Below are 8,063 nucleotides of genomic sequence, written 5' to 3' on the forward strand. Positions count from 1 at the left end.
CGCGGGGCAACACCGGCGACGGCGAAGGAGCAAGTTCTGGTGCGGCGGTCTGCGTCATGCGTCAGGAGCAGCAATCCTTGGCACCTGGCCGAGTCGCGGTGCGGACTAAGTTCGGCAACAACACGCCACCGATCACGTGGACGACACCGTTGGTAGCCGCGACGTCGGCCGCGATGACCTTGTTGCCGTTGATGCGGATGTCGCTGCCGTGACGGGTGACTTCGAGCGTCTTGCCCGCGAGCGTCTTGACCTTCGTCGTTCCGGCCGGGATCGCGTCGGACGTGATCGTGCCTGCGACGACGTGGTAGGTCAGGATGGTCTTGAGCGTCGGACGACCGTCTTCGCCGAGAAGCGTGCTGACGGTGCCGTCGGGCAACTTGCCGAAGGCCTCATCGGTCGGGGCAAAGACGGTGAACTCACCGCTCGACAGGGCAGCGTCCAGGTCGGCGGCCGCGACCAGCGTGGCGAGCGTCTTAAGCGACGGCGACTCCGTGGTCAGAGCCAGCTCGAAGATGCTCGGACGCTCTTCCTCGTGATGCGAGATGAAGACCGAGTTGTTGCTGTTCGAGGCCGTGTTGCCGTAACCGCAACCACCGGCGTTGGCGGTGCCAGCAAGGGCGGCGATGGCGGCGGAAGCAAGGCTGATGGGGAGGAGGTGGGACATGACGATCTCCGGCGGGAGTGAGTGGTTTGTTGGCTGACACGTTGTCTTGCCGAACACCGGAAGATCGCGACGGATGCGGAAGTGGACGCAGAAAAATCCCGCAGCGATTTTTGAGGTCGCTGCGGGAGTCTGGTTTTCGGATCAGACAGTGCGACCCAAGTCGCACCGCCTCGGGTCTAGCTGCGGCGTCGACGCAGGAGGAGACCTGCGGTACCGGCGAGGGCGAGGCCTGTGGTCGGTTCAGGGATGGCGACCGAGAGCAGGGCAGCGCCGGCGTTGCTGCCGTTCTGCGTCAAGCGAGCCACGAAGATCGCCGTGCCGGTATCGCTCAAGGCGATGTCATTGGGTTCGAAGTCGAACAATCCACCGTCGCGAAGGGCGTAGCCCGGCAGGTCGATGGCATCGCCAGAACGGGCGAGCAGGAGGCTGCCGTTGTAGACCAGGACGTCGTCGTCGGTAGAGGTCTCGCCCATCACGATGTAGTTGCCTAACGAGTCGGCAGCGACGCCGTTGATTTCGACCCACGTCTCGGAGGTGCCAAAAGCACTGTCGCCCTCGACGGCAACAAGTGCGCCGTCCACGACGGCCCACTCGGTGCCATCCTGGTTGGAGCCTCGGGCCCACCACACGCCGGCCTCGTTCATGCCCGCACCGTTGTCGGCCGGCGAGGTGTCACTGACCGGGCTCAAAAAGCTGCTGCCGGGCAACGTCGCGCCCCCGTTGATCACCGTGTTGCCGTCGAGGACGGTCGTCTCGATGGTGTTGCTGGGCGGAAAGCTGACGGCCTGTGTGAGATAGCCCTGCCCGTCGTTGCTGAAATAAGTCGTCTGGCTTGCGAAGACACTCGTCGGGGCTGGCGCACCGGTGGGTTGCTGGCCTTCACTGGCGAAGACGGTCGACTCGAAGACAACGGCCTCGCCGGTCGTGTCGAGGACGACCTGCGCCCCGATTCCGCCAGTCGACGAGATGTACGGCGAACCGATGCTCGTGTCGGCGGCGATCGTCTCGCCACCGAAGCTTGAGCCCGGTGCGAGTGCGGTCGTGAAGCTCATCGTGGTCGGGTCGTAGGTGACAAGGTTGTCACCCTGGCTCGGCAACCCGCCGTTGACACGGCTGTTGGTGACGAAGGCAAAGGCCCCGTCGTTGCGGACGCTCACGCGCCGGTCGAAGGCGTTGCTCAGCAAGCCGGATCCGCCGGCGCCGGGCACCGGTGTGCTCTCGACGAACGACACGCCGGCCGACGGATTGGCCAGCGGAAAGACCACGATCGCGTCGTCGAAGAACGGCGACGCCTCCAGGTCACCCTTGAACCCGACGAAAGTTCCGTCCGGGCTGACATACGGCCGATCGAAGACCGTCCGGCTGGTGGCCGAATCGTTGAAGACCTGCCCTGGAGCGCCCGGCACTTGGCTCGTCGGCAAGCCGGCCTGGCCGGTGAACAGGGTCGTGATCTGGGCAGAAGCAGGAACAGCGGTCATAGCCGCTACGGCGATTGCGATTCTCTTGGACATAATCTCTCTCAGGTCAGCCAGCCCACCGGGCTGGCACCCGAACCTAACGACAACGAGCGTCGATTTGAAGCGAAATCGACAGACGCTGCGTGAGCCGCTCTCGGGACATGCCGACGGTGACTGCTATTCCGCCCGCTTGTAAACGATCTCCATAACCATGAACGGCTCGCCGTAAACAACCTCATACATGCGGGCGGTGTGCTGGTCAGGGGAGTCGAGCGTGATGGTGAGCTTGTACGCCTTGCCCATCTCGCCGCTCATGGGTTCGAACATCTCGCCGACGAAGGTCATCATGGTGCCGTCGAGGCTGATCGAGCCGTACATCTGCGTGATGCCGGTCGACATCGAGTCGACCCAGGACGAGACGAACAGCTTGCGGACGTTGTCGTAGCCGACGGTCGACCGGCCGCTGAACGGCTGGCCCATCATCGCGCCTTCGAAGTACTCTTCGATGAACTTGCCACCCATGATGGGCTTCACCGTGGCCTTGCCTTCGCTGACCATCGGCTCGCCGGACTGGTCCATGAAGACCTGCGACGTGGTGGTCCACTCGCCGACGAATGCGTCGTTCAGGAACTCGTGAGGCAGCCCTGGCTGCGTGGTCTTCATCCAGGCGTCCATCGCGCCGGGCTTCATCATCGTGTCGCGGATCGACTCCGAGATCTTTTTGCCCTTCTCGACCGCCGAATCGGCCAGAGCGGGCGAGGCGACGAGCAACGTGGCGGCGAGGAGGTGTAGCAGCTTCATGCGGCAGATCGTCGCAAACTGGTCGCTGCCTTTCAAGCGCAACAGAAACCCCCGGCCGCGAGTCGCGGCCAGGGCGAGACGGGCACAAACGCCGCGAGCGCCCTCAGGCCTTTGGCTTGCGCTTCTCGAACAGCTTCTTGCCGCCGAACTTCTTCTGGAAGCGATCGACGCGGCCGGCGGTGTCGACGAAGGTCTGCTTGCCGGTGAAGAACGGGTGCGAGGCCGACGAGATGTCGACCTTGACCAGCGGATACTCCTTGCCTTCGAACTCGATCGTCTGGTTGCTCGGCACCGTCGATCGCGTCAGGAAGCGGACGTCGGCACCACTGTCCTGGAAAACGACGGGGCGGTAAACGGGGTGCGTGCTCTTCTTCACGGGACAAACTCCTTGCGGTGCGGGTTCGAAGCGACCCACGTCGCCTCGGATTCCGGGCCTGCAGGCTAGGGAGCGTCAGCCCTGAAGTCGACGCTTGTCGATGCTCATCTCGATCATCCGTCCCAGCACCGGCCAGCGGAGCCGATGCGGATGGCCGACCTCGCACAAGGCGCGCACGCGCTCGTTACCGTCGACCACGGCGTCGTAGGCGACGCGAAGGTAGAAGGGCGAGTCGTCGATCACCTTTGGCTCGGACAGCTGCAGCCGATCGCCGAGCCGAATCGTGCGTGGAAAGGGCAGTCCCGTCTTGCTCCGTCGAGACCAGTCGGCTGCGAGTTCGTCCGCGGGAACGTCCGAAAAGCCGGCATCGGTCGCTTCGAACGCATGCCGCTCGGCCGGCAACGCTCGATCGGCCGGCTCCGCAAGGTGGAAGCTGACGAGCCTGTCGTCGGTGAAAACCCGACCCCAGACCCAGCGTCGCAAGCCCGGGCCGAGCGGGCCGGTGCCGTAGTTGTGGTCGTGATACGCCCGGCCCTGAAATGGCTCGCCCGCAACCGTTCCCTCGACCGCGCAACGCGGGGCGGCGGGAATCCAGCCGTGGTGCTCTCCGGTCATGGCACGCGACAGGAAGATGCGTTCGCGATCAGACGGTTCGTTCGACGTTCCAACCGCGGGCTGTAAGCCCGCGGCTACCTGCAACTGGAGATCGACCGACAGTGTCTCGTCTTCGATTAGCTTCGGACCCTGTGCCGTGAGCTTCCAGGGCGTGCCGGACACCGCCAAGCGGAGTTGGTCGCCATCGCCCGACAGCGTGCAGTCACCGACGCGGACGTGCAGTCGGTTTGTCGCGGCCTCGAAGTCCTTGGGCCGGACTTGCGTCAGAAACTGACGGTGGATGCTGCCGTCGCGGTAGACGACGCAGTACGCGCATGGGAAGTCGGCCGCGATGGCGGGGCGGACCTTCGTCGGCTGGCGACGGAACCGCGCGTCGGCCCGCAAGTAGGCCGGATGGAAGACGTAGCCGTCGAACAGGATCGCCACGACATGCGTCCGCCCGTCGTGCGACTCAGCATCGACGTACCACCACTCGTAACCGCCCGGGGCCGTCACGCGATGGTGGGCGTCCGGGTGGGCCGGACGCGTGAACATTGGCTCGGGATCGGGAAGGGCGACCGCCTGGTCCGTCGACTGCACGGGCAGAACGTAGGACGACGCCGTTACTCCTCGTTGATGCGATGCACGGTGTCGGGCATCACCTCGAGCACACCACGGCTGAACCAGTGGACGTGGCCGCCGAGGTCGTTGGCGCGAATGTGCTCGATGACCTTGACGAGGTCCTCGTCCGGCATGTCCGGGCCTTCACCGACCAGGCGGATGCCGGGGATGAGCGTCGAGAGGTCGCCGTCACCGACGCGGGTCATGGCGTCGATCTGTTCGTCGACGCTGCGAATCGTGGCCGGGCCGTCCATGCGATAGCACTGCGGCAGGAACTCGTCCCACAGCGGCTTGCCGTCGTCGGTCTCCCAGTGCGTCCACTTGGGCCAGTCGCAGGCGTAGTTGTCGAGCGACCAAGGCCACGGCGCGGGGCTGACGCTGATGATGACGTCCGGGTGCTTGGCCCGGATCGTCGCCGCATACCGCTTGGCGTACTCGGTGACCTTGTCCGCACGCCACTGCACCCAGGCCGGGTCGCGCGGGTCGTCCGGCGGCATGGCCCCGTCGTGCTCGCTGGCGTAGAGCTGCTTGGTGTAGTCGTCGTAGCCCATCTCCACGGGCATCGCGATGCGATCGTCGAGCTGAACGCCGTCGACGTCGTAGTTGTCGAGGACTTCGAGCGTCAGGTCGATCAGCAGCTGCTGCGGGCCAGGATGGAGCGGGTTCATCCAGACGAACGGGTTCTGCTCGCCGACGAGCTCGCCGTCCTTAGTCTCCGTGAGCCATCCCTTCTCCCCGGCGACACGTCGAAGTTCGTTGTCCGTGTCCTTGAACGCGGCCATGAAGCCGTACTCGAGCCAGGCGATGAACTTGAGGTCGTTGGCGTGGGCTTCGCGAATCGTCTCGGCCAGCAAGTCACGCTGCAGCTCGGCCGGGGCGTTGTTGATCTTCATCTCCACGCCGACCAGCGCCTTCATCGTTGGGCTGGGCCACTCGGTGTAGCCGTTCTTCCAGCACTCGACGTACACGGTGTTCAGGCCCAGCTCCTTGAGCCGAGCCATGGACGCGGCGGTGTTCTCGGGTGAGGCGATTGCGGTGTTCGCCGTCGTGGTCATCCAAGTACCGCGGACTTCCTCGTGATGGTCGGCCGAGGCGATGCCGGCAGTCAGCAGCGTCGCGGCGAGAAGACAGATCAGGTTCATGAGCGGTTCCTCAGGAGCAGGGCGAGCCCGGCAATGCCGACAAGGCCGGCCGAGGCGGGTTCGGGAATGACGGTGAGCAGCCAGGCGTCGAGCAGCGCGGTGCTCTGCCCGCCGAAGCCGAACTCGGTTCGCAGGATGCCGAAGTCACCCAGGTCGACGACGCCGTCCGCGTTGAAGTCACCGTCGCGGAAACCGACGAGCGCGTCGTTCCGGCCGAAGTTGGCACGCAGGATGCCAAAGTCTTCAAGGTTGACGCGATCGTCGCGATTCGCATCGGCCGCCCGGCCCGGTGCGGTCAGCGGGTGCAGGGCCCGGCCGACGGTGTCGACGTCGTAGTAGTCGGCGACGAGGTCGAGGTAGCCGCCCGGATCAAGCAGGCCGTTGGAGTACCAGAAGCTGTGGCCGTACGCGTCGTCCTGGTCGAGCCGCTGAAGCTTTTGCAGGATGTCCGCCCAAGGCGTGTCGGGCCCGCTGCCCTTGATCCGCAGACCGGCTCCGGTGATGTCCGCGTCGTCGCCCGCGGCGTTTAGCTGCTTGGGCCACTCGAAAGCGAAGCTGCCGAAGTTGTCGCGGTAAACCTGCGGCATGTACTCGTCGAACAGCTCCAGATCTGCCCACTCGCTCCAGTCGGCAGCGAAGTTGTTCACGCTGAACGGGAAGACCGACGGCGAGGCAGAGACGAACACGTCCGGCTCGGCCGCGCGAATATCGGCGACCATCTCCTGTGCGAACTCGGTGATCTTCTCCGCACGCCAGCTGACGAAGTGCGCGTCCCGCGGATTGCTCGGCAGGTTGCGCCCGGTCTCGGCCAAGTACGCGTCGCGCGTCACGCCGTCGTAGCCGAACTCGACAGGCCAGGCGAGGCGATCGTCGAACTGGATGCCGTCGAGTCCGTAGATGCGCACCGCATCGATCGCCATGCCGGTCAGCAGCTCGCGGACCTCGGGGACGAGCGGGTTCATCCACGTGAAGCTGTTGCTGCTGTTGGTGAATCCGCCGTTTTTGTCGGTGAGCAGCCAGCCGTTGTCGCGGGCGTGGGTGGCCAGCGGGTTGGACGGAAAACCGAACTGTGCGGCCAGGCCGTACTCCATCCACGCGACGTGAACCAGCTGCTCTTCCCGCGCCGCGGCCGAGGTGCGTTGGAGGATGTCACCGACGCCGTTGAACGGGTTCAGGCCAGCCCCGGGACTGCCGAGCAGGTTGTCGAGCGTGGGCGAGCGGAAGTTGGTGTAGCCGTTTTTCCAGGCCTCGACGTAGACCGTGTTCAGGCCGGCGTCCTTGAGACGCGACATCGTCGTCGGAATCTGATTGGCATCGAGGGCGTTGCTCGAAGTCGTGGTGAGCCAAGTCGCCCGGACTTCGGGCGTCGGCTGGGCCGCAGCGACGCTGCCGGCGGCGAGGAGCGCGATCAGGCTGGTTCTCGGGTACAACACAGGTCCTCCGGGAGCGGAATCGGGCCGCAAAGCGGCGGGATCGGTCACGTCTTATATAACCATTATGCACGCAGCGTACAACGTCGCACTCATCGGGGCCGGGGGAATCGCCCGTGCACACCGTCAAGCCGCCAACGCCTCCGAGGGCGTCGTGAAGGTGACGGCCGCCGTCGACGTCCGTGAAGACGCCCCGGCTGCGGGTTTGTTGCCTGTCTATCCCACGCTCGAATCGCTCCTTGCCAGCGAGCACAAGCCAGACGCCATCGTCCTCTGCACGCCGCCCAGCGTCCGGGCCGAGGTGATCGAGCCCGCCCTGGCGGCCGGTTTGGGCGTTTTGACGGAAAAACCCGTCGCACGCTCCCATGCCGAGGCCGAGGCGTTGTTAAAGATCGTCGAAGAGCACGACGCGGGCGATCGCTGCTTCGTCGGCTACTGCCACCGGTTCACGCCCGCCATCGTCGAGATGCGGCGACGTCTCCTCGCAGGCGACCTCGGCACGCCGATTCGGTTCGAAAACACCTTCGCCTGCTGGCATCCCGGCATGCAGACGGGCTGGATGAGCGACCCAGCCACCAGCGGCGGCGGCAGCTTCCTCGACACCGGCTGCCACTCGATCGACCTCTTCCGCTTCGTCACCGGCGAACACGAGGCCGGCAGTCGCGTCATCGGCAGCCGGCTCCACTTCGAATGGGACGGTCGTGGCGACAGCAACGCGACCGTCCTCCTCGGCGGATCGGGCGGCATCGCGGGCGTTTTGCAGTCCGGCTGGCAGGAGCCCGAGCGCTTCGTCGTCAGCGTCGTGGGCTCGAAAGGCTTGCTCTCGTACGACTACATGCAGCCCGAGACCCTGAGGTTCCAGCCCAGTGCCGAGGAGTTCGGCCCGGCCGAGGACCTTTGGATCGAGACGCACGATGTTCGCTTCGTCCGCCAACTCGAGGCCTTCGCCCGGCGATGCCAGGGCGAGTCGCCGCTCGC

At 65.4% G+C, this 8,063-nt stretch carries 8 protein-coding genes; 1 reads left to right on the forward strand and 7 read right to left on the reverse strand.

The window, feature by feature from the left end; translation table 11 throughout:
* Nucleotides 1–61: 61 nt before the first annotated feature.
* The 7 genes from AAGI46_13740 to AAGI46_13770 all read right to left on the reverse strand — a co-directional run bounded on the left by AAGI46_13740 (nt 62) and on the right by AAGI46_13770 (nt 7,085).
* The gene (locus AAGI46_13740; protein MEM1013267.1) at nt 62–664 is read right to left on the reverse strand and encodes a fasciclin domain-containing protein; all 603 of its coding nucleotides are present in this window, start codon (nt 662–664) and stop codon (nt 62–64) included.
* A gap of 176 nt (nt 665–840) precedes the next feature.
* The gene (locus AAGI46_13745) at nt 841–2,142 is read right to left on the reverse strand and encodes a PEP-CTERM sorting domain-containing protein (GenBank protein MEM1013268.1); all 1,302 of its coding nucleotides are present in this window, start codon (nt 2,140–2,142) and stop codon (nt 841–843) included.
* 156 nt (nt 2,143–2,298) lie between these two features.
* Nucleotides 2,299–2,922 carry a DUF1579 domain-containing protein gene (locus AAGI46_13750; protein MEM1013269.1) on the reverse strand — a complete coding sequence of 208 codons (624 nt, stop codon included), beginning with the start codon at nt 2,920–2,922 and terminating at the stop codon, nt 2,299–2,301.
* Between the two features lie 103 nt (nt 2,923–3,025).
* The gene (locus AAGI46_13755; protein ID MEM1013270.1) at nt 3,026–3,298 is read right to left on the reverse strand and encodes a type B 50S ribosomal protein L31; all 273 of its coding nucleotides are present in this window, start codon (nt 3,296–3,298) and stop codon (nt 3,026–3,028) included.
* 75 nt (nt 3,299–3,373) lie between these two features.
* Nucleotides 3,374–4,492 carry a hypothetical protein gene (locus AAGI46_13760; protein ID MEM1013271.1) on the reverse strand — a complete coding sequence of 373 codons (1,119 nt, stop codon included), beginning with the start codon at nt 4,490–4,492 and terminating at the stop codon, nt 3,374–3,376.
* A 23-nt stretch (nt 4,493–4,515) separates the two neighbouring features.
* Nucleotides 4,516–5,655 (reverse strand): family 10 glycosylhydrolase, encoded by a 1,140-nt coding sequence (locus tag AAGI46_13765; GenBank protein MEM1013272.1) that lies wholly within the window; start codon nt 5,653–5,655, stop codon nt 4,516–4,518.
* Entirely contained in the window at nt 5,652–7,085 is a 1,434-nt protein-coding gene (locus tag AAGI46_13770; GenBank protein MEM1013273.1) for a family 10 glycosylhydrolase, read from the reverse strand. Before AAGI46_13770 ends, AAGI46_13765 begins: the two co-directional genes overlap by 4 nt.
* A 67-nt stretch (nt 7,086–7,152) precedes the next feature.
* Here AAGI46_13770 and AAGI46_13775 point away from each other — a divergent pair.
* Nucleotides 7,153–8,063 (forward strand): Gfo/Idh/MocA family oxidoreductase (locus AAGI46_13775; protein MEM1013274.1); only part of this gene is annotated, 911 nt, incomplete at its 3' end.

This window comes from Planctomycetota bacterium, from assembly GCA_038746835.1.
GTDB lineage: Bacteria > Planctomycetota > Phycisphaerae > Tepidisphaerales > Tepidisphaeraceae > JBCDKH01.

Excerpts from the sequence above, each read along its gene's own strand:
- AAGI46_13740 (MEM1013267.1), bottom strand. The coding sequence starts at position 664 with ATGTCCCACCTCCTCCCCATCAGCCTTGCTTCCGCCGCCATCGCCGCC.
- AAGI46_13745 (MEM1013268.1), bottom strand. The coding sequence starts at position 2,142 with ATGACCGCTGTTCCTGCTTCTGCCCAGATCACGACCCTGTTCACCGGC.
- AAGI46_13750 (MEM1013269.1), bottom strand. The coding sequence starts at position 2,922 with ATGAAGCTGCTACACCTCCTCGCCGCCACGTTGCTCGTCGCCTCGCCC.
- AAGI46_13765 (MEM1013272.1), bottom strand. The coding sequence starts at position 5,655 with ATGAACCTGATCTGTCTTCTCGCCGCGACGCTGCTGACTGCCGGCATC.